Annotated in this window: 17 protein-coding genes and 1 riboswitch; of the genes, 12 read left to right on the top strand and 5 right to left on the bottom strand. The window is 70.2% G+C overall.

Annotation, left to right across the window (positions count from 1 at the left end; all coding sequences use genetic code 11):
* Positions 1 to 82: 82 nt before the first annotated feature.
* The 5 genes from AB0L64_RS15720 to uvrB are packed head-to-tail and all read left to right on the top strand — an operon-like array spanning position 83 to position 6,213.
* Positions 83 to 1,219, top strand: coding sequence for a PrsW family glutamic-type intramembrane protease (locus AB0L64_RS15720; RefSeq protein ID WP_363710813.1), 1,137 nt, complete (start codon positions 83 to 85; stop codon positions 1,217 to 1,219).
* On the top strand, positions 1,216 to 2,295 hold the full coding sequence (locus AB0L64_RS15725; protein ID WP_363710814.1) for a hypothetical protein: 1,080 nt from the start codon (positions 1,216 to 1,218) through the stop codon (positions 2,293 to 2,295). The genes AB0L64_RS15720 and AB0L64_RS15725 overlap by 4 nt, the downstream gene beginning before the upstream one ends.
* A complete protein-coding gene (locus AB0L64_RS15730) occupies positions 2,292 to 3,215 on the top strand; it encodes a hypothetical protein (RefSeq protein ID WP_363710815.1) in 924 nt (307 codons plus the stop codon). The genes AB0L64_RS15725 and AB0L64_RS15730 overlap by 4 nt, the downstream gene beginning before the upstream one ends.
* A 31-nt stretch (positions 3,216 to 3,246) precedes the next feature.
* Positions 3,247 to 4,065, top strand: a complete 819-nt coding sequence (locus tag AB0L64_RS15735) for a hypothetical protein (protein ID WP_363710816.1) — start codon at positions 3,247 to 3,249, stop codon at positions 4,063 to 4,065.
* Between the two features lie 45 nt (positions 4,066 to 4,110).
* Entirely contained in the window at positions 4,111 to 6,213 is a 2,103-nt protein-coding gene (gene uvrB, locus AB0L64_RS15740) for an excinuclease ABC subunit UvrB (protein ID WP_363710817.1), read from the top strand.
* 85 nt (positions 6,214 to 6,298) lie between these two features.
* Here the strand turns inward: uvrB and AB0L64_RS15745 are convergent, their stop codons facing one another.
* Positions 6,299 to 7,207: a nitrilase-related carbon-nitrogen hydrolase gene (locus AB0L64_RS15745; protein WP_363710818.1), complete on the bottom strand. Its 909-nt coding sequence runs from the start codon at positions 7,205 to 7,207 to the stop codon at positions 6,299 to 6,301.
* Positions 7,208 to 7,276: 69 nt separating this feature from the next.
* Between AB0L64_RS15745 and AB0L64_RS15750 the strand changes: the two genes are divergently transcribed.
* The gene (locus AB0L64_RS15750; RefSeq protein ID WP_363710819.1) at positions 7,277 to 7,633 is read left to right on the top strand and encodes an MmcQ/YjbR family DNA-binding protein; all 357 of its coding nucleotides are present in this window, start codon (positions 7,277 to 7,279) and stop codon (positions 7,631 to 7,633) included.
* A 277-nt stretch (positions 7,634 to 7,910) separates the two neighbouring features.
* A complete protein-coding gene (locus AB0L64_RS15755) occupies positions 7,911 to 9,050 on the top strand; it encodes a TerC family protein (protein WP_363710820.1) in 1,140 nt (379 codons plus the stop codon).
* 57 nt (positions 9,051 to 9,107) lie between these two features.
* Here AB0L64_RS15755 and AB0L64_RS15760 read toward each other — a convergent pair whose 3' ends face one another.
* Genes AB0L64_RS15760 through AB0L64_RS15770 form a run of 3 tightly spaced genes read right to left on the bottom strand, consistent with a single transcriptional unit; the run spans position 9,108 to position 11,859 of the window.
* On the bottom strand, positions 9,108 to 9,974 hold the full coding sequence (locus AB0L64_RS15760; RefSeq protein ID WP_363710821.1) for an NlpC/P60 family protein: 867 nt from the start codon (positions 9,972 to 9,974) through the stop codon (positions 9,108 to 9,110).
* Positions 9,971 to 11,035: a dipeptide epimerase gene (locus tag AB0L64_RS15765; RefSeq protein WP_363710822.1), complete on the bottom strand. Its 1,065-nt coding sequence runs from the start codon at positions 11,033 to 11,035 to the stop codon at positions 9,971 to 9,973. Before AB0L64_RS15765 ends, AB0L64_RS15760 begins: the two co-directional genes overlap by 4 nt.
* Entirely contained in the window at positions 11,032 to 11,859 is an 828-nt protein-coding gene (locus AB0L64_RS15770) for a serine hydrolase (RefSeq protein WP_363710823.1), read from the bottom strand. Before AB0L64_RS15770 ends, AB0L64_RS15765 begins: the two co-directional genes overlap by 4 nt.
* A gap of 257 nt (positions 11,860 to 12,116) precedes the next feature.
* On the opposite strand from AB0L64_RS15770, the gene AB0L64_RS15775 reads away from it, so the two are divergent.
* The 3 genes from AB0L64_RS15775 to AB0L64_RS15785 are packed head-to-tail and all read left to right on the top strand — an operon-like array spanning position 12,117 to position 14,667.
* A complete protein-coding gene (locus AB0L64_RS15775; RefSeq protein ID WP_363710824.1) occupies positions 12,117 to 13,037 on the top strand; it encodes a cobalamin biosynthesis protein in 921 nt (306 codons plus the stop codon).
* Complete coding sequence (locus AB0L64_RS15780; protein ID WP_359929668.1) at positions 13,028 to 13,708, top strand: phosphoglycerate mutase family protein; 681 nt, start codon at positions 13,028 to 13,030, stop codon at positions 13,706 to 13,708. Before AB0L64_RS15775 ends, AB0L64_RS15780 begins: the two co-directional genes overlap by 10 nt.
* Complete coding sequence (locus AB0L64_RS15785) at positions 13,699 to 14,667, top strand: DUF3500 domain-containing protein (protein ID WP_363710825.1); 969 nt, start codon at positions 13,699 to 13,701, stop codon at positions 14,665 to 14,667. The genes AB0L64_RS15780 and AB0L64_RS15785 overlap by 10 nt, the downstream gene beginning before the upstream one ends.
* A gap of 3 nt (positions 14,668 to 14,670) precedes the next feature.
* On the opposite strand, the gene AB0L64_RS15790 is transcribed toward AB0L64_RS15785, so the two are convergent.
* Positions 14,671 to 14,928: a hypothetical protein gene (locus tag AB0L64_RS15790; RefSeq protein ID WP_363710826.1), complete on the bottom strand. Its 258-nt coding sequence runs from the start codon at positions 14,926 to 14,928 to the stop codon at positions 14,671 to 14,673.
* Between the two features lie 58 nt (positions 14,929 to 14,986).
* A riboswitch (cobalamin riboswitch) is annotated at positions 14,987 to 15,113 on the top strand.
* 25 nt (positions 15,114 to 15,138) lie between these two features.
* Between AB0L64_RS15790 and cobN the strand changes: the two genes are divergently transcribed.
* Both cobN and surE read left to right on the top strand, forming a co-directional pair.
* Positions 15,139 to 18,840, top strand: coding sequence for a cobaltochelatase subunit CobN (gene cobN, locus AB0L64_RS15795; protein ID WP_363710827.1), 3,702 nt, complete (start codon positions 15,139 to 15,141; stop codon positions 18,838 to 18,840).
* Positions 18,841 to 18,852: 12 nt separating this feature from the next.
* Complete coding sequence (surE, locus tag AB0L64_RS15800; protein WP_363710828.1) at positions 18,853 to 19,608, top strand: 5'/3'-nucleotidase SurE; 756 nt, start codon at positions 18,853 to 18,855, stop codon at positions 19,606 to 19,608.
* The last annotated feature ends 151 nt before the right edge of the window (positions 19,609 to 19,759 follow it).

The raw sequence follows: 19,759 nt of genomic DNA on the forward strand, positions 1-19,759 counted from the left end.
TTGGGAGGATGGCGTGGTCTGTCCGCGCTGCAGCTCTGACGTCCCCGAGGTCTCGCACTACTGCCACCACTGTGGCAACGACATGCGTACCGGGGACGCCGAGCGGAAGAACGCGTACGCCGCCAGGCCCGATGAGCCGGTGGCGTCGTTCAAATTGGTCTCGACGATCATGCCGCAGGGATCCGGCAAGCAGCCGTACACCTACAAGGTCGCGCTCGGCATCGCCCTGCTGCTGACCGTGGTGACGGCCGCGCTCGGCGCGCTGCCGGTGGCGATCATGATCGCGGCCTTCGCCATCCCGATCGTCTACATCATCTACCTGTACGACGTGAACCTCTGGGAGGACGAGCCGATCCCCGTGGTCGCCGCGGCCTTCGTGCTGACCGGTGTCCTCGCGGCCGTCTTCACCTGGCTGTGGAAGGACAAGCTGGCGCTGTCGCTGGACACGATCGGCGCCAACAGCGCCGGACCGTCCGGCCGCGACCTGCTGATCCTGCTCCTGCTGGTGCCGGTGGTGTCCGAGCTGATCCGTCAGATCGGCCCGCTCTACCTGGCCGCGCGGCCGCGCTACGACGACCTGATGGACGGCTTCACGTTCGGCGTGGTGGCCGGTGTCGGCTACGCGTGCTTCGAGACGCTGGTGCTGCACTGGGGCTGGATCAGCGGCGGCTTCGCCGGTCCGGGCAGCAGTGCCGGGACGTGGATCTCGATCGTGCTGCTGCACGGCTTCATCAAGCCGCTGGTGTACGGCTCGGCGACCGGTCTCGCGGGGGCGGAGTTCTCCGGCCTCGGCGAGGGGTACGACGGCTTCACGCCGCGCTGGGTGGCCGGTCTGATCCAGGCGATGGCTGTGAACGCGCTGTTCCAGGGCGGCGTCTACCTGCTCGGTTTCGTCGGTGGTCACGGCTCGACGATCGGCGCGGTCCTCGGTGTGGTCTGGGGCCTGCTGCTACTCGGCGCGCTGATCATCAGGGTCCGGACGGTGCTCCACAAGGGTCTGCTCGAGGCGGCGCTGGAGTCGGCCGCCCGGGGCGGGTCCAACCACGCGTCCGGCGACCTGGCGTTCTGCTCGCGCTGTGAGATGCCGCTGCTCCCGCACTCCGACTTCTGCTCGGCCTGCGGCAACTCGGTGCGGTCCGTACCGAAGTCCGCCCGCGGAGTGGCAGCACCGACCGGCGCCAGTAGGTACGAAGCGACGACTGGAGAGACGCAGGCATGAGCAACCAGCAGCCGCCGTACGGTGGTGGACAGCAGCCGTACGGCCAGCCGCCTGGACAGCCGGGCCAGCAGCCTGGTCAGCAAGGGCAGCAGCCGGGTTACGGGCAGCAGCCTGGATATGGACAGCAGCCGGGCCAGCAGCCTGGGTACGGGCAGCAGCCAGGTCAGCAGCCCGGATACGGGCAGCAGCCGGGGTACGGCCAGCAGTCGCCGTACCCGCAGCAGCAGCAGACCTTTCCCGGTCAGCAGCCGCAACACGGATACCCCGGCCAGCAGCAGTACCAGCAGGGCTACCCGGGGCAACAGCCGCAGTACGGCGGTGGTCAGCAGCAGTGGGGCGGCCAGTACAGCCAGCAGCCGCAGCGCCGCGGTGGCGGTGGTGGCGGCGGCGGCAAGACGCTGCTGATCGCCGGCGGCGCCTTCGCGGTGGTCGCGATCATCGGCGTGGTCCTGGCACTGGTCTTCAAGGGCGGCGACGACGACAAGGCAGGGCCGGACCCGACGCCGACGACCTCGCAACCGACCGGCGAGCCGAGTTCGGAACCCAGCTCCGAGCCGAGCAGTGAGCCGAGCACGAGCCCGAGTCCGAGCACCGAGCCGTCGAACGGCGGCGGCGACGAGGGCATCGAGGTCGCCGAGGGCGTGTACGTGAAGCCCCAGCCGGGCTACGTCCGCAAGAGCATCGACGGCTTCAGCGGCGTGTACCTGCTGAAGCAGGGCGAGGCGTACTTCATGGTGGCCAGCTGGAAGGCTGGGGCGGGGGAGAACACAGCCAGTGTGCTGCCCAAGCTGCTGACGGCCGAGACGAAGCAGCTGTCGTCGGTGCAGAAGGGCACGCCGAAGGAGACCAAGCCCGGTCCGGACGACGACACCCCGGTGAAGGTCGTCACCACCCAGAGCTTCGGCGGGGTCGCGACCACCCAGAACGGCAGCATGCCGGTGGTCGGCTTCGTCGGCGTGATCGAGCGCAACGACGGCGTGATCACGATCATCCGGGTGTACGGACGCAAGGACAAGATGTCCTCGATCCAGAGCGACTCCACGGCGATGCTGCGGTCGGTGGTCAAGAGTCAGTGAGCGGAAAGCGCGACAAGGGCTCCGCCGGTAACCCGTGGGTGGCCAAGCCCGGACCGGAGCAGGACACCGACGAGCAGGAGGAACAGCTCCCGCCGTCACCGTGGGACCTGGAGGTGCCACCGCCGCCGTCGCCGTGGGGCGACGGCGGTACGCCCGGCGCCGGACCGGGGGCGGGGCCCGGACCTGGTTCCGGTCCGGCGACGCAGACGTCGTCGGCATGGGGCGACAAGGTCGGGCCGCCGTCGCTGCGGCGGCCGCCGCCGGAGAAGAAGCGGCCCTCGTCCCCGCCGCTGCTGATCCCGATCGGCGCGGGCCTGCTGGTGGTCGCGCTGGTAGCGGTCGTGCTGGTGGCGCTGTCCGGCGGTGACAAGAAGGCCGATCCGGGCCGGTCGCCGAGTCCGCCGCCCGCGACGCCGACCGCGCCGCAGTCGTCGTACCAGCCGCCGCCGAACGCGCTTCCGGTCGGCTTCGGGGTCTCGCTGGTCCCGGTGCAGGGCTGGGCGGTGGTGACCTGGGAGAAGAGCGGAAAGCAGGTGGCGATCTTCCCGCCGGGCACGAAGCCGGCCCCGGACGCCGCGGCACGGACGTTCTTCTGGGTGCGGCAGAAGCAGAACGTCACCGCGAACGCCTACCTGCTCGGCATCGTCGAGGGCGAGGTCGACAAGGAGATCGCGCAGCTGGGCAACGTACGGAACCTGCCGTGCCCGAAGGACGTCTTGGTGGAGTGCGTCGCGATCGACTACAGCTCGAGCTTCAAGGCCGCCGACGGCACGGAGTCGAAGATCAAGGGGTGGGTCGAGGTGTACCGGCGCAAGGACAACGTGGTCACCGCGCTGGACTTCCGGACCATGGCCGACTTCGCCCCGAAGGCCGAGGCGGACGCGGCGACGATGAAGAAGTCCGTGATCGACAGCCTGTGACGGATCCCCGGAACTACCGCGAGGAACAACTATGAGTCAGCAGTACGGTCCACCCCCGGGCCCGCCGCCGGCCCCCGCTCCCGGCGGTTGGGGCCCAGGGCCGCAGGCGCCCCAGGGCCCGCTGGGCCCCCAGGGTCCCGTCGGTGGCGGCTGGGGTCCCGGACCGAAGCGGCCGAACCACCCGCAGCGGTCGAGCAAGACGCCGTGGATCATCATGGCCGGGGCGATCGTGGCGGTGCTGCTGGTCGCGGTCGGGGTCGTGCTGCTGGTGAACGGCAAGGACAAGGGCGACCAGCCCACCGCCGAGCCGTCGTCGGGTGTGGGTCGCACCATGTACACGCCCTCGCCGACGCCGACCCCGAACGACTCCAAAGGCCCGAACGACGTCGGCGTCGAGGTCGGCTGGGGTGTCTGGTTCACGCCGTCCAAGGGCTGGCTGCCGGACCCGGACAAGTCCAGGAGCGGGAAGAACTACATCCTCCAGCAGTTCAACGCGCGCGGCCTGATCGACGGGTACTACTGGGTCCGGCAGACCGAGCTGTACGACGCGAAGGGCTTCGCCGAGCACCTGGTCGACGTCGAGTCGAACGGCATGGAGGGCGTCAAGATCGGCAAGGGCACCGCGTGCAAGCCGGCGAACCCGAACATCAAGGCGTGCTACGCGGTCACCTACACAGGCGTGTGGGTCGCGAAGAACGGCAAGAAGATCGCGATGCAGGGCTTCGTCACCGCCTACCAGGACCAGTTCGACCGCACGACGGCCACTGACGCCGCCCTCGAGACCCGCGTTTACGCACGGCGTGTGAACGAGCTCGTGTACATGAACAACAGCGTCGTCAAGAGCTTCTGACCTGGGGTTTTAGAAACTGTCGGCGGGCGGCCGTACGGTGGAGGCATGAGACAGGTCTCGGATCTCCAGCGGATGGTCGCCCCGCTGAAAGTGGTGTCGGACTTCGAGCCGGCGGGTGACCAGCCCGCGGCGATCGCGGACCTCGAGCGACGTGTCAACGCCGGCGAGCAGGACGTCGTCCTGCTCGGCGCGACCGGCACGGGCAAGACCGCGACCATCGCCTGGCTGGCCGAGCGGATCCAGCGCCCGATGCTGATCCTGCAGCCGAACAAGACCCTCGCCGCCCAGTTCGCGAACGAGCTGCGCCAGTTCTTCCCCGACAACGCCGTCGAGTACTTCGTGTCGTACTACGACTACTACCAGCCCGAGGCGTATGTCCCGCAGACCGACACCTACATCGAGAAGGACTCCTCGATCAACGAGGAGGTCGAGCGGCTGCGGCACTCGGCGACCTGGTCGCTGCTGACCCGCCGCGACGTGATCGTGGTCGCGACCGTCTCCTGCATCTACGGCCTGGGCTCCGCCGACGAGTACCTGAACCGCATGATCCACGTGAAGGTCGGCACCGAGATGGACCGCGACGGCCTGCTCCGCAAGCTCGTCGGCGTGCAGTACGCACGCAACGACCTGGCCGGCACCCGCGGCACGTTCCGGGTCCGCGGCGACACGCTCGAGGTGTTCCCGGTCTACCAGGAGCTCGCCGTCCGGGTGGAGTTCTTCGGTGACGAGATCGAGCGGGTGATGACGCTGCACCCGCTGACCGGCGAGGTGCTGTCCGAGGAGGACGAGGTCTACATCGGCGCCGCCACGCACTACGTGACCGCGCCGGAGAAGATGGAGCGCGCGATCACCTCGATCGAGGCCGAGCTCGCGGAGCGGCTGACCGAGCTCGAGCGCAACGGGCAGCTGCTGGAGGCGCAGCGGCTGCGGATGCGCACGACGTACGACATCGAGATGATGCGGCAGATCGGCACCTGCTCCGGGATCGAGAACTACTCGCGGCACACCGACGGCCGGGAGCCGGGGTCGGCGCCGCACTGCCTGCTGGACTACTTCCCGGAGGACTTCGTCCTCGTCATCGACGAGTCGCACGTGACCGTCCCGCAGATCGGCGGGATGTACGAGGGCGACATGTCGCGGAAGCGGACGCTCGTCGAGCACGGGTTCCGGCTGCCGTCGGCGATGGACAACCGGCCGCTGCGCTGGGAGGAGTTCCTGGAGCGGATCGGCCAGACCGTCTACCTGTCCGCCACCCCGGGGCAGTACGAGCAGGACAAGTCCGACGGGTTCGTCGAGCAGATCATCCGGCCGACCGGTCTGGTCGACCCCGAGGTGATCGTGAAGCCGACCAAGGGCCAGATCGACGACCTGATCCACGAGATCCGGGTCCGGGTCGAGCGCAACGAGCGGGTGCTGGTCACGACGCTGACCAAGAAGATGTCCGAGGACCTGACCGACTACCTGCTCGAGATGGGCATCCGGACCAGGTATCTGCACAGCGAGGTCGACACGCTCCGCCGGGTCGAGCTGCTGCGGGAGCTGCGGATGGGCGAGTTCGACGTGCTCGTCGGCATCAACCTGCTCCGGGAGGGCCTCGACCTGCCCGAGGTGTCGCTGGTCGCGATCCTGGACGCGGACAAGGAAGGCTTCCTGCGGTCGGGCCGGTCGCTGATCCAGACCATCGGGCGGGCCGCGCGGAACGTGTCCGGCCAGGTGTTCATGTATGCCGACAAGATCACGCCGTCGATGGAGCAGGCGATCGACGAGACCAACCGGCGGCGCGCGAAGCAGATCGCGTACAACGAGGAGCACGGCGTCGACCCGCAGCCGCTGCGGAAGAAGATCGCCGACATCACCGACATGCTCGCCCGCGAGGACGCGGACACCGCCGAGCTGCTCGGCTCCGGCCGCACCCAGTCGCGCGGCAAGGCGCCGGTCCCGGGCGGCGGGAAGAAGGCGGGGGAGAAGGCGAAGGAGCTGGCCGGCGGCCTGCCGTCGTCGGACCTGGCCGACCTGATCCAGCAGCTCACCGACCAGATGCACAACGCCGCCGCCGAGCTGCAGTTCGAGGTGGCCGCCCGGTTCCGCGACGAGATCTCCGAGCTGAAGAAGGAGCTCCGCCAGATGACGAACGCCGGCGCGAAGTAGCGCCGGCGGTCCGGTGCGGTCCGGTGCGGTCCGGTGCGGTCCGGTGCGGTCCGGTGCGGTCCGGTGCGGGGCGCCGGGGCCGGCCTCAGCTCCGGCGTACGACGGTCCGGTGCGGCGATTCGTCGACAGTCAGCGTGAAGACGTCCGGCCGGGAGTAGTGCCCGACCGAGTCGAAGTCGAAGTACCCGCGGTCGAGCTCGGCGAGGTCGAGCTCCGCGAGCAGGACACCCTCGCCGGTGCGCAAGGGGCCGGCGAGGATCTCGCCCAGCGGCGAGATGATCGTGCTGCCGCCGTTGATCAGCACGGTCTCGTCGCCGGTGTGGCCGGCGTCGTGGCGGGTGAAGTACTGGTTCGCGCTGATCACGAAGCAGCGGCCCTCGAGCGCGATGTGCCGCATCGTCGCCTGCCACTGTTCGCGGTCGTCGACGGTCGGCGCGCACCACAGCTGCACGCCTTTCGCGTACATGGTCTGCCGGAACAGCGGCATGTAGTTCTCCCAGCAGATCGCGGCGCCCAGCACCCCGAAGTCCGTCCGGACCGCGGGCATCGTCGACCCGTCGCCCTGGCCCCACAGGTACCGCTCGGCCGCGGTCGGCATCAGCTTGCGATGGTGGGCGACCAGCCCGGCGCGCGGATCGACGAACACCGCCGTGCAGTACAGCGTCCCGCCGTCGCGCTCGATCACCCCGGCGACGAGCTGGACGCCGACCTCGGCCGCGATCTCGGCCAGCCGCGCGACCTCCGGCCCGCCCAGCTCGACCGCGGCCTCCCGGTACCGCCGGAACAGCTCCCGGCCCTCCGGCGACCGCGACCCGACCGTGATGCCGAAGTCGAACCCCTTCGGATAGCCGCCGAGAAACGCCTCCGGCAACACCACCAACCGCGCCCCGTCCGCCGCCGCGTCGCGGATCCACCGCTCCGCCTTCACGAGCGTCGCGGCCGTGTCGAACAACACTGAACCGGCCTGCACCGCGGCCACCACAACAGAACCCATGCCGAGCAGCGTAGTTCCGTCCGGCCCGTCGTCCAGCCTCCTCCGCGGGTCTAGGCCCTGTCTCCCGCTATGAAGCGGCTGGCCGATGGGGAGTTGCTCGGGTACTGCCTGAAGAAGCCCGGGGCGTGGCAGGACGAGCCGTGGGACGGGGACGTGGTCGCGAAGGTCGGGCCGAAGATCTTCGCGTTCCTCGGAGGTGGAAGCGTCGGGCTGAAGTGCGGGGCGAACCGGGAGGAGGCCGACGAGCTGGTGAACGCCTACCCGGACGACGTCGGCACGATGGCCTACATCGGCCGCTCCGGGTGGAACACCGTGCGGCTCGGCGGGGCGGTGCCGGACGACGAGATCCTGGAGCTGGTCGACGCGTCGTACGAGACCGTGGTGGCGAAGCTGCCCAAGCGGCAACGGCCGCCGGCGGGGAATTGATCGGCGGCCAATAGATCACGGACTGCAACTATTCCCTGACCCGCCTGTGATCATTTCGACAGGCGGACACGGCGTCCTGGATTTGGAGTCTTGGACTTCCAGCCGTCAGAATGGTTCCGGAGAAGGGGAGTATTCCTTTCGCGGCGGCATCGTCATCACGGTCAGGGCTCGTCCCGGACCCGGTGCCTCCGGCGGCATGCCGGCTCGGGACGATCACTCGGCGTGACGCGGAAGAGACCTTCGGAGTCGGTTTGTCGTCTGAGCTCCGGAGGATTCTGTGCACGTTGCTGACTATGTCTGGTACATCACCGTCGGCCTGCTGCTGGCGTTGCTGGCGTTCGACGTCTTCGTGATCGGCCGCCGGCCGCACGAGCCGAGCACCCGCGAATCGGCCACGGCGATCGCGTTCTACATCGGCCTCGCGGTGATCTTCGGCCTCGGGGTGTGGTACTTCTCCGGCGGGCGGTACGCCGGGGAGTTCTTCGCCGGCTGGCTCACCGAGTACAGCCTGAGCGTCGACAACCTGTTCATCTTCTTGATCATCATGGCCAGGTTCGGCGTCCCGAGGAAGTTCCAGCAGACCGCGTTGCTGGTCGGCATCATCCTGGCGCTGGTGTTCCGCGGTGTGTTCATCGCGGTCGGCGCCGCGGCGATCAACCAGTTCTCGTGGATCTTCTACCTGTTCGGCGCGTTCCTGGTCTACACGGCGATCCACCTCGCCAAGCAGGGCGAGAACGATGACGACGACTACAAGGAGAACGCGGTCATCCGGTTCGCCAAGCGCCGGCTGAACGCGACCGACGAGTACAACGGCGTCAAGCTGACCGTGAAGAAGAACGGCAAGCGGCTCGTCACCCCGATGGCGATCGTGATCATCGCGCTCGGCACCACCGACCTGCTGTTCGCGCTCGACTCGATCCCGGCGATCTACGGCCTGACCCAGGAGCCGTTCCTGGTCTTCACCGCGAACGTCTTCGCGCTGATGGGCCTGCGCCAGCTGTACTTCCTGCTCGGGGACCTGCTCCGCCGCCTCGTGTACCTGTCGCTCGGCCTCTCGGTGGTGCTCGCGTTCATCGGCGTGAAGCTGGTGCTGCATGCGATGCACGTCAACGAGCTGCCGTTCATCAACGGCGGTCACCACATCGAGTGGGCGCCGGAGATCCCGATCTGGGTCTCGCTCGGCTTCATCATCATCACGCTCGGCATCACGACGATCGCCAGCCTGCACAAGTCCCGCACGCTGCAGTCGTCGGAAGAGCCGACCGCCGCGGAGACGGTCACCGGGACGACCGAGACGGGGGCTGCCGAGGCGACCGGCCAGACCCGGTCGGTCGACCAGGGCGAGCGGCCCCAGGACGCCGCCCGGGACGAGCAGACCGACAAGCCGGCACCCGAGCTGCACCACAAGAACTCCTGACACCAAGCGAATCGCCCCCGGACCACGTCGGCGGTCCGGGGGCGATCTGCTGTGTGCTCAGAAGCGGGCGGCAGTGACCAGCGTGGCGCGGCGGTCGTCGGAGAGTGCCTCGTTCTCCAGGCGCTTGCCGGTCTCGGACGCGTGCAGCATCCCGGCCGCGGACACGAACCCGACGTGGTGCACCCGGTTGCCGTCCCGCGCGAAGAAGTAGAGGTCACCCGGCCGCGCCTCGTCGATGGGGATGTTCGGCAGCCCGTCCGCCTGGTCGTGGGCGTCGCGCGGCGTCCGCAGACCGAGCACCCGGCTGACCGTGTGGATCAGCCCGGAGCAGTCCAGCCCGTACGCTGACGTACCGCCCCACAGGTACTCCAGTCCGAGGAACTGCTCGCCGAGCCGCAGCCGGTCGTCGGCGGTGGACGGCTCGGACACGGACCGCAGTGCAGCGTCCGCCAGCCAGCCGGACCCGGCGTCGGGCGTCGCCACCCGCGTGTGCCCGTCGGCGTGCTCGTCGGAGGCGAGCACCGTGCCGAACGACAGCTCGGCGACCGGGCGGCCGCCGGGCTCGGCGAGCAGCGAAACCGTCGGTACGGCGATCGCGACCGGATCGTTGGCGCTCTGCGGCAGTTCGCCCAGGTGGCTCGACGGGACCCAGCCCGGGTACCCGAGCTCGTCCTCGGACGACGGCTGCCAGGGCGCCAGAATCTCGGACCAGCCGTTGCGCTCCGAGCGCACCAGGACGGGCTCGGCGAACAGCAGTTGGGTCAGTGTCCGGCCATGCAGGCCGAGCCGGGTCTCGGTGTCCATCGACCGCGCCCAGGCGGCGGCGTCGGGTTGGGCGGCGGTTGCCGGGGCGTCGATGTCGCGCGGCGCGTCCGGCGAGGTCCAGACCGTGCTGACCGGAACCTTGGTGGCGGCTAACTTCATGCGGTCAAGCCTGTCACGCCGAGTCCGGGAGCCGACGGCAGGTGGATCAGCGAGCCGTCGTACCGGATCCCGCCGGTCACCGGCGGTTCGCGCAGCCACCAGGCCGCGTCCAGGTCGTTGACCGCCGTCGTCGGGTACGCCGACACCAGCGCGGCCGCCGCGCCGACGCCGACGTGGCTCTCCATCATGCAGCCGACGATCGCGCCGAGCCCGTGTTCGCGGGCGAGCTCGAGCAGGGTCCGCGCCGGCGCCAGCCCGCCGCATTTCGCGAGCTTGACGTTCACCAGGTCGGCCGCGCCCTGGCGGATCACGGCGACCAGGTCGCGGACGCCGTACACGGACTCGTCGGCGAGGATCGGCGTACTGACCCGGTCGGTCACCCACGCCATGCCGTCGAGGTCGGCCGCGGCGACCGGCTGCTCGACGAGCTCGATCGCGCAGCCGGCGTCCTCCAGCGCCCGAATCACGGTGACCGCGTCGCGCCGCGTCCAGCCCTGGTTCGCGTCGAGCCGCAGCCGCGGTTCGGGACCGATCGCCGAGCGGACCCGGCGGACGCGGTCGATGTCGCCGGCCGCGTCGGTGCCCACCTTGATCTTCAGAACGTCGAACCCGTCCGCGACCCGCGCCTTCCCGGCGTCGGCCAAGGCGTCCGCGTCGCCGACCGACAACGTCACGTCGGTCCGGACGACGTCGGTGGTCGACCCGAGGAACCCGTGCAGCGTCTGCCCGCGCCGCCGGGCCGCGAGGTCGTGCAGCGCGACGTCGACGGCGTCTTTCGCTCCGAAGTTGCCGACCGCGGCACGCTGCACGCGACGCAGCGCCTCGGTGAGGTCGTCGGGGCCGAGGCCGCCGAGCGCGGTGCTGATCGGGCCCTCGATGCAGGCCTGGGAGCCGGCCAGCGAGTCGCCGGTCACCTTCCAGACCTGGGGCGCCTCGCCCCAGCCGCTGAGCTCGCCGTCGCTGATCTCGACCAGCAGCGACTCGACGTGGGTGGCCGTCCGCAGGGCCGTGACGAACGGCGTGTGCAGCGGCGCCGAGACCAGGTGGGTGGTGATCTTCACCGCACTGCCTCCAGGTCGTGCCGGTGGTCCCAGGCCTCGAGCGCGATCGAGGCGATCAGCTTCTGCGCGTCGCTGTCGGGCAGCTCCGACGTCGTACAGACGACCAGCACGAACGGGTCGGCGTCCTCGGGGCGGACGATGCCGCCGTCGTGCCGGATCCGGGTGTCCCAGCCGTTCTTGTGCTCGACGCGGGTGGCTGCCGGCAGCAGCGCGGGGATCTCGCCGTTCCACTGGTTGCCGGCCAGCAGCTCGCGCAGGTAGTCGGCGGACTCGCCCTGCTGGTTGCCCACCGCAACGAGCACGCCGGCCATCCCGGCCGGGCTCATCAGGTTGCTGATCCCGGCCCGCGCGGCGGGGACGTCGTCGATACCGCGCTGGATCCTGGACTCGGGTGCGGGCGAGCTGGGTAGTGTCGCCGCGGCCAGCTCGGCGTGGGCGGCGGCGATGCCGACCTGTTCGAGCACGAGGTCGGTCGCGAGGTTGCTGGACCGGGCGATCATCTCGGTCGCCAGCCAGTTGAGCGGCACCTTCTTGCCGAGCTGTTTCCAGGTCTCCGGCGCCTCGTCCTCGTCCGGGTTCACCCCGAACCGGCCGCCGGCCGCGGACTCGAAGTCGTTGTGCACCTCGATCCGCTGGACCATCGACAGCTCACCGGCGTCGACCTTGCGCAGCATCGCCATCGCCACCGGCAGCTTCATCGTGCTCGCGGAGTAGTGCGCCCGCTCCGCCTCGTGCACGAACACCGGCGTACCGTCCAGCCGGCCCAGCCAGACCCCGAACTCCCCGCTCCCGTCGACCTGCCGGAGCAGCTCCGCGATTCCCATGCCGCTCACCCAATCACAACCAAGGACCGCGCAGACGGCCGGTTCCCCACTGCAGTTGGGGGTTCTCCGCTTGTACACGAGTGAAGAACCTCCAGCACGAGGGGATAACCCCGAGCACCGGAGACCCGAAACGTGGGCGCAGACCTGAAGCAGTAGGCGGAGACCTGTCATGCCAGGTCCCCGCTCGCCGCGTCTGGTCCCGGGTGCCGGAGGGTGGCACGGACAACCCGGCTGTGTGCCGTGGCAGACTGCCGAGGGTGTCGCGGGCTTTGGGTGTTTTGCTGGGGTTTGCTGCTGATCGGGTGCTGGGGGATCCTCGGCGGTATCACCCGGTGGCCGGGTTTGGGCGGACTGCCGGTTGGCTGGAGCAGCAGATGTACGGCGACTCCCGGCGCCGGGGGGCCGGGTACACGGCCGTGCTCGTCGGAGCGACCGCTGCGCTGGGGGTTGCGGTTGAGCGGGCATGCCGCCGGCATTCGGTGCTTCATACCGCGGTTACGGCCGCCGCCACCTGGGCTGTGCTGGGCGCTCGCAGTCTGGAGCGTGAGGCCGAGGCGATGGCTGAGCTGCTGGAGGAGAAGGACATTCCAGGTGCGCGGAACCGCCTCAGCCACCTGTGTGCGCGCGACGCGACCGACCTGGAGGCCGACGAATTGGCCCGTGCGACGGTGGAGTCGGTGGCGGAGAACACTTCCGACGCTTGCGTGGCGCCGCTGCTGTGGGGCGGGTTGCTGGGCGTACCAGGTCTGCTGGGGTATCGGGCTGTGAACACGTTGGACGCGATGGTCGGGTATCGCTCACCCAGGTACGAGGACTTCGGCTGGGCGTCGGCGCGGCTGGATGACCTCGTCAACCTGTTGCCGGCGCGGGTCTGCGCGCTGCTGACCGGGCTCGCGTCCGGCCGCCCCCGCGAAACCGTCGCTGTTTGGCGCCGGGACGCGCCGAAGCATCCGAGCCCGAACGCCGGGCCGGTCGAGGCGGCGTTCGCCGGAGCGCTCGGGCTCACGCTGGGCGGCACGAACAGCTACGGCAGCTACCAGGAGGATCGCGGCACACTGGGTGACGGCCCGGCGCCGACGGTCGCCGACGTGCGCCGTACGGCGGAACTCGCGCGGCGGGTCGGGATCGCCGCCGCGGGTCTTGCGGCCGTACTCGGGAAGGGGAAGCGATGGATCTGAGCCGCCGGCCGGTGCGGATCGCGTTGATCCGGCACGGCGAGTCCGAGGCGAACCTGGACAAGACGGTGTACGAGCGGACCCCTGACCACGCGGTTCCGCTGACCCCGGTGGGCCATGAGCAGGCCGCCAAGGCAGGGCGGGAGCTGCGGGAGCTGTTCGAGAACGAGCCGGTCCGCGTGTACGTCTCGCCGTACCTGCGCGCCCGGCAGACGCTGGACTCGCTCGGGCTCGACGACCTGATCGAGCTGCCGCGGGAGGAGCCGCGGCTGCGGGAGCAGGACTGGGCCAACCTCCAGGACACCGAGGACATCGAGCGGCAGGAGAAGCTCCGCGACTCGTTCGGGCACTTCTTCTACCGGTTCACCCACGGTGAGTCGGGGTCGGACGTGTACGACCGGGTGTCGACTTTCCTGGAGACGATGCACCGCGACTTCGAGAGCGTGGACGCCCCGCGCAACGTGCTGCTGGTCTCGCACGGTCTGACCATGCGGCTGTTCTGTATGCGGTGGTTCCATTGGTCGGTGCGGTTCTTCGAGTCGCTGCGGAACCCGGGGAACGCCGAAACACGCGTCCTGCTGCGGCAGCCGGATTTCCGGTACAAGCTGGACCGGCCGTTCGAACAGTGGACCACCTACGAACCGACGGAACGGGAGCGATCGGCATGGTTGTAGCGCAGACGCGGGACACGGTTCTCGAGTTGCTGGCGAGCCTGACACCGGAGCAGGCCGGCAAGATCCGCGCACCCTTCGACACCCCGGACCACAAGCAATGGACGTACCTGCCGGGACCTGTGCCGGGCCTTGCCCTGACCGAGCTGACGCCGGCGCAGCAGAAGCTCGTGGAGCGGCTGGTCGCGACCGGCTGCAGCGAGCGCGGTACGGCCGACGTCTGGGCGGTTCTGGACGCCGAGATCGTCGTCCGCGGGCTGCCGGACCTGCCGCCGTCGGGGGAGTGGGAAGGCGCGACCGTCGCCGACCGGTACTTCCTGCGCGTGCTCGGGGATCCGAATGGCACGGAGCCGTGGGCCTGGCGGCTGAACGGTCACCACCTGGCGCTGCACGTAACCGTGGTCGACGGTGCGATCGCGTTCACGCCACAGTTCCTCGGGTCGAACCCGGCGGAGGTGCTGACCGGTCCGCAGGCAGGGCGGCGGTTCCTGGCCACGGAGCAGGACCTGGGCTTCCAGCTGCTGCACGCACTGGAGCCGGGACAGCTGGAGGTCGCGCTGGTCTCACCGGACGCGCCCGACGACATCCTGACCCGGCACGACCCGGTGGCCGACGCGTCACTCCTGCACCGCGGCCTCGCGTACGGCGACATGACCGAGGACCAGCGCCAGCTCCTCAGCCTCCTCATCGGCCAATACGTCGGCCGTGCCGCCGGGCCGATCGGGCTGCAGACCTGGCAGGACATCACCGAGCACGGCATCGAACGCCTGACGTTCGCCTGGGCCGGGGAAACCCAGCCAGGCGCCGGCCACCGCCACTACTACTCGATCGCCGGCCCGACGTTCCTCGCCGAGTACGACAACACCCAGGACAACGCCAATCACATCCACTCGGTCTGGCGTGACCTACGCAACGACTGGGGCACCGACCTCCTGGCTGCCCACTACGCCATGCACCGCTAGAACTCACCAGAGCGCGGCCGCTGCTAGGTCGTCCCGCCGCTCCCGCAGGCTGCTCCACAGCAGATCGATCGTCCGGAGCGCATCGGCCTTCTCACCCAGCATCTCGATCGAGATCGGGTCACCGTCCGCCGCGCTGACCGCGAACGGCAGGAAGCCCCCTCGCTTCGCCACGTGCTGCACCGCGAGCTGGAGGGCAGTGTCGAACAGGTCGTCGAGCGTCTGCTGGGCCTCGTCCGAGGCGGTGTCACGCCAGGAGTTCACAGGTTTCGCGCTTTCGTGAGGTGATCTGAACCGCATCCTGCCAGGCCCATGGACCGAGTCGGGTCGGATAGAGTCGCGAAGTCATTCGACGGCATCAGCAGGAACCCGGTGTGAGTCCGGGGCGGTCCCGCCACTGTGACCCCGTCAGGGGGAGTCAGGAACTGCCGCCGTCGTACCTGGAGTCGGGGCGTGGATACCCCGGGAAGGACTATGCGCGTGCCTGCGAATCTTCTGCTGCTGTCCACTGCTGATACCGACCTGTTGGCTGCTGCGGAGGCGGGCGCGGGGTGGGCGGTGGCGAACCCGGCTCGGCTGGATCCGGTGGCGCTGGGGCCGCTGCTCGACGACGCTGCGGTCGTCGTCGTTCGGCTGCTCGGCGGGCGCCGGGCGTGGGAGGACGGGCTGGACACGGTCCTCGCCGCGGGCAAGCCGACGGTGGTTGTGAGCGGTGAGGCCGCGCCGGACGCCGAGCTGATGTCGTTGTCGACGGTCCCCGCCGGAGCGGTCACCGAGGCGCTTGCTTATCTTCGCGAGGGCGGCGCGGACAACCTCCGCAACCTGGCCGGCTTCCTGCGGGACACGCTGCTGCTGACCGGCGACGAGTTCGAGCCGCCGCGCGCGCTCCCGGCGTACGGCGTGCGCGGGACGTACGCCGAGGACGGGCGTCCGGTGGTCGGCATCGTGTACTACCGCGCACACGAGATCTCCGGGAACATCGCCTTCGTGGACGCGCTCGCGGCCGCGGTCGACGCGGCCGGCGCCCAGCCGCTGCCCGTGTACTGCGGGACGCTCCGCGGGCTCGACCCGACGTCGCCCGACAACGCCGGGCTGTTCGAGTTGCTGCGCAAGTGCGACGTACTCGTGACGACGCTGCTCGCGGCCGGCGGATCGGTCGCGGCCAACGCGAGCGCGGGCGGCTCGGACGACGCGTGGGACGCCGGTGCGCTGGCCTCGCTCGACATTCCGTTGATCCAGGGCCTGGCGCTGACGTCGACGCGCGAGCAGTGGGTGGACAGCGATGCGGCCGTCAGCCCGCTGGACGCGGCGACGCAGGTGGCGATCCCGGAGTTCGACGGGCGGCTGATTACGATCCCGTTCTCGTTCAAGTCCTACGACGCCGACGGGCTGGCCCGGTACGCGCCGGATGCGGAGCGGTGCGCGCGGCTGGCCGGTATCGCGGTCGCGCACGCGCGGCTGCGGCACATACCCGCAGCCGAGAAGCGGATCGCGCTGGTGCTGTCGTCGTACCCGACCAAGCACGCCCGGATCGGGAACGCCGTCGGGCTGGACACGCCGGCGTCGGCGGTCGTGCTGCTCGGGCAGCTGCAAGAGGCCGGGTACGACCTGGGCGGCCTCGACGTCGGCGAGCTCGAAGGCGACGGGCTGATTCACCAGCTGATCGCGGCGGGCGGCCACGACGTCGACTGGCTGACCGACGAGCAGCTCGCGAACGCGGTCGCCAAGGTTCCGCTGTCCACGTACGCCCGCTGGTTCGGCGGCGTACCCGAGTCGTTGCGGACGGCAATGACCGAGGCGTGGGGAGAGGCGCCGGGGGAGCTGTACGTCGACACGTCCGGCGCGGAGCCCGCGATCGCGCTGGCCGCGTTGCGGTTCGGGAACGTCGTGCTGATGATCCAGCCGCCGCGCGGCTTCGGCGAGAACCCGGTGGCGATCTACCACGATCCGGACATGGCGCCGTCGCACCACTACCTCGCGGCGTACCGCTGGCTGGAGGCGCCGGCCGACGAGGGCGGGTTCGGCGCGCAGGCCGTTGTACACCTCGGGAAGCACGGCACACTGGAATGGCTGCCGGGCAAGGGGATCGGGATGGCGGCCGGCTGCGCGCCGGACGCGGTGCTCGGGAACCTGCCGATGATCTACCCGTTCATCGTCAACGACCCCGGCGAGGGGACGCAGGCGAAGCGGCGGGCGCACGCGACGGTGGTCGACCACCTGGTGCCGCCGATGGCGCGGGCCGAGACGTACGGCGACATGGCGAAGCTGGAGTACCTGCTCGACGAGTACGCGACGGTGCAGGCGCTCGACCCGGAGAAGGTGCCGACGCTGCGGGCGCAGATCTGGACGCTGATCCAGGCGGCGCAGCTGCACCACGACCTGCACACCGCGGAGAAGCCGGAGGACGACGACTTCGACGAGTTCGTGCTGCATCTGGACGGGTATCTGTGCGAGATCAAGGACGTGCAGATCCGCGACGGGCTGCATGTGCTGGGTGGTGCGCCGGTGGGTGAGGCGCGGGTCAACCTGGTGCTCGCCGTACTGCGGGCTCGGCAGTTGTGGGGTGGGTCGTACTCGATTCCCGGGCTGCGGGCTGCGCTGGGGTCGGCTTTCGGAGTGGACGAGGCCGAGTTGCTGGCCAACCCGGGGCCGGCGGCCGACCTGACCGATCTGGCCACCCTCGCGGACCTGCCGGCGGTGACCGGGGCCGACGGCGTCGACATCCTGGAGGCTGTCGCGCGGAAGCTGGTGCTCGGGATGGAAACGCTGAGCTGGGACGCGACGAAGGTTCCGGTGGTGGTCGCCGAGGTGCTGGCCCGGGACTGTCCCGAGGTCGAGGCGTCGCTGACCTTTGCGGCGACCGAAGTTGTGCCGCGGCTCGCGCGGACGCCGGACGAGCTGGGGAACGTGCTGCGGGCGCTGGACGGGCGGTTCGTGGAGGCTGGGCCTTCGGGGTCGCCCACGCGCGGACTGGTCAACGTGCTGCCGACCGGTCGCAACTTCTACGCGGTGGACCCGAAGGCCATCCCGAGCCGTAACGCCTGGGACGTCGGAGTCGCGCTGGCCGACTCGCTGCTGACGCGGCACCAGGCCGAGACCGGGGAATGGCCGCGGTCCGTGGGCCTCACGGTCTGGGGTACGTCGGCGATGCGCACGCAGGGCGACGACCTCGCCGAGGTGCTCTGGCTGCTCGGCTGCCGGCCGGTCTGGGACGACGCGTCCCGCCGCGTCACGAGCTTCGAGGTGGTCGGCCTGGAGGAGCTCGGCCGGCCGCGGATCGACGTGACGATCCGGATCTCCGGCTTCTTCCGGGACGCCTTCCCGCATGTCGTCGCGCTGCTCGACGAGGCGGTCCGTACGGTCGCCGCCCTCGACGAGTCGCCGGAGGACAACTTCCTCAAGGCGCACGTGGACACCGATGTTGCGGCGGGCAACGACGTACGGCAGGCGACGGCCCGCGTGTTCGGCTCCAAGCCCGGGTCGTACGGCGCCGGCCTGCTGCCGCTCGTCGACGCCCGGAACTGGCGCACCGACGCCGAGCTGGCCGAGGTGTACGCGGTGTGGGGCGGGTACGCCTACGGCAAGGACCTGGACGGCGCCGAGGCCCGCGGCTCGATGGAGCGCGCGTACGCCCGGATCCAGGTGGCGGCGAAGAACGCGGACACCCGCGAGCACGACATCATGGACTCCGACGACTACTTCCAGTACCACGGCGGCATGATCGCGATGGTCCGGCACCTCACCGGCGCCAACCCGAAGGCGTACGTCGGCGACTCCGCGGTCCCCGCGCAGGTGAAGACGCGGACGCTCGAGGAGGAGGCCAAGCGGGTGTTCCGGGCCCGCGTGGTGAACCCGCGGTGGATGGCCGCGATGCGGCGGCACGGGTACAAGGGCGCGTTCGAGATGGCCGCGACGGTCGACTACCTGTTCGGGTACGACGCGACCGCGGGTGTGGTCGACGACTGGATGTACGAGTCGCTGACCACGCAGTACGTCGCCGATCCGGAGATGGCCGAGTTCTTCCGGACGTCGAACCCGTGGGCGCGGCACGGCATCGCGGAGCGCCTCCTCGAGGCCGCCCAGCGCGGTCTATGGGCGGAGCCGTCGGCGGATGCGCTCGAGACGCTACGCAACGCGGTCCTTGAGACGGAAGGTGACATCGAGGACCGCGCCTGATTGGGTAGAGACATGCCGCGAGTCCTGATCACGAACGACGACGGTTACCGCGCTCCAGGCATCCGGGCGCTCGCGCCGGCGATCGCCGAGCTCGGGTACGACGTACTCGTGGTGGCCCCGATGCTCGACGAGAGCGGCGTCGGATCGGCCCGCGCCGGGATGGTCGGGCGGCCGGTCCGTACCGCGTCCGACGTGGAGAACGGCGTCACGTTCATCGGCATCGAGGGCACCCCGGCGCAGGCGGTGACGATGGCGCAGGCCGGTTCGTTCGGGCCGGTGCCGGATCTGGTGCTGTCGGGCATCAACCGCGGGCTGAACATCGGCGTGTCGATCTTCCACTCGGGCACCGTCGCGGCGGCGCTGACCGCGGCCGAGACCGGTACGTCGGCGGTCGCCGTCAGCATCGACTCCGAGGACCCGGCGCACTGGCCGACCGCGGCGACGATCGCCGGCGAGGCGCTCGGGTGGATCGCGGCCGAGCCGGGCGGGACGGTGCTGACGATCAACGTCCCGGACCGCCCGCTGGAACAGCTCGCCGGCGTCCGGCACGCGTCGCTGGCCGTGCCCCGGCGTACCCGGCTGGTCGGTGCGACCGCTCCGACGGGCGAGCCGATGATCGTCGTCGAGCGCACCCAGGCCACCCCGGTCCCGGGCACCGACGAGGCGTTCCTCGCCGAGGGTTTCGTCACCGTCACACCGATCGTCGGCATCCGCGAGGTCAGGGACGACGCAGCCGCGACAGCGCTCGCCAAACGCCTGACGCGCTGAAGCTCTACCGGGGCTGGGGGTGATCGGCACGCCGGGACGGTCCGCTCGCGTGCGGTCGCCGTTCAGGCACGCCTTGATCATGGCCACATGGAACGTGGCGAGGGCCACGTGGCCGGGGTGCGTTGCGCGGCGGGCAGGTGTGCCATGATCG

The sequence above is a fragment of the Kribbella sp. NPDC051936 genome (genome assembly GCF_040680955.1).
Classification (GTDB): Bacteria; Actinomycetota; Actinomycetes; order Propionibacteriales; family Kribbellaceae; genus Kribbella.

Bases quoted from the DNA above. Each gene is read 5' to 3' on its own strand.
- AB0L64_RS15760 (WP_363710821.1), bottom strand. From the start codon at position 9,974: ATGAAGTTAGCCGCCACCAAGGTTCCGGTCAGCACGGTCTGGACCTCG.
- AB0L64_RS15750 (WP_363710819.1), top strand. From the start codon at position 7,277: ATGAAGCGGCTGGCCGATGGGGAGTTGCTCGGGTACTGCCTGAAGAAG.
- cobN (WP_363710827.1), top strand. From the start codon at position 15,139: ATGCGCGTGCCTGCGAATCTTCTGCTGCTGTCCACTGCTGATACCGAC.
- AB0L64_RS15780 (WP_359929668.1), top strand. From the start codon at position 13,028: ATGGATCTGAGCCGCCGGCCGGTGCGGATCGCGTTGATCCGGCACGGC.
- AB0L64_RS15735 (WP_363710816.1), top strand. From the start codon at position 3,247: ATGAGTCAGCAGTACGGTCCACCCCCGGGCCCGCCGCCGGCCCCCGCT.
- AB0L64_RS15720 (WP_363710813.1), top strand. From the start codon at position 83: ATGCGTACCGGGGACGCCGAGCGGAAGAACGCGTACGCCGCCAGGCCC.
- uvrB (WP_363710817.1), top strand. From the start codon at position 4,111: ATGAGACAGGTCTCGGATCTCCAGCGGATGGTCGCCCCGCTGAAAGTG.
- AB0L64_RS15725 (WP_363710814.1), top strand. From the start codon at position 1,216: ATGAGCAACCAGCAGCCGCCGTACGGTGGTGGACAGCAGCCGTACGGC.
- AB0L64_RS15770 (WP_363710823.1), bottom strand. From the start codon at position 11,859: ATGGGAATCGCGGAGCTGCTCCGGCAGGTCGACGGGAGCGGGGAGTTC.
- AB0L64_RS15785 (WP_363710825.1), top strand. From the start codon at position 13,699: ATGGTTGTAGCGCAGACGCGGGACACGGTTCTCGAGTTGCTGGCGAGC.
- AB0L64_RS15745 (WP_363710818.1), bottom strand. From the start codon at position 7,207: ATGGGTTCTGTTGTGGTGGCCGCGGTGCAGGCCGGTTCAGTGTTGTTC.
- surE (WP_363710828.1), top strand. From the start codon at position 18,853: ATGCCGCGAGTCCTGATCACGAACGACGACGGTTACCGCGCTCCAGGC.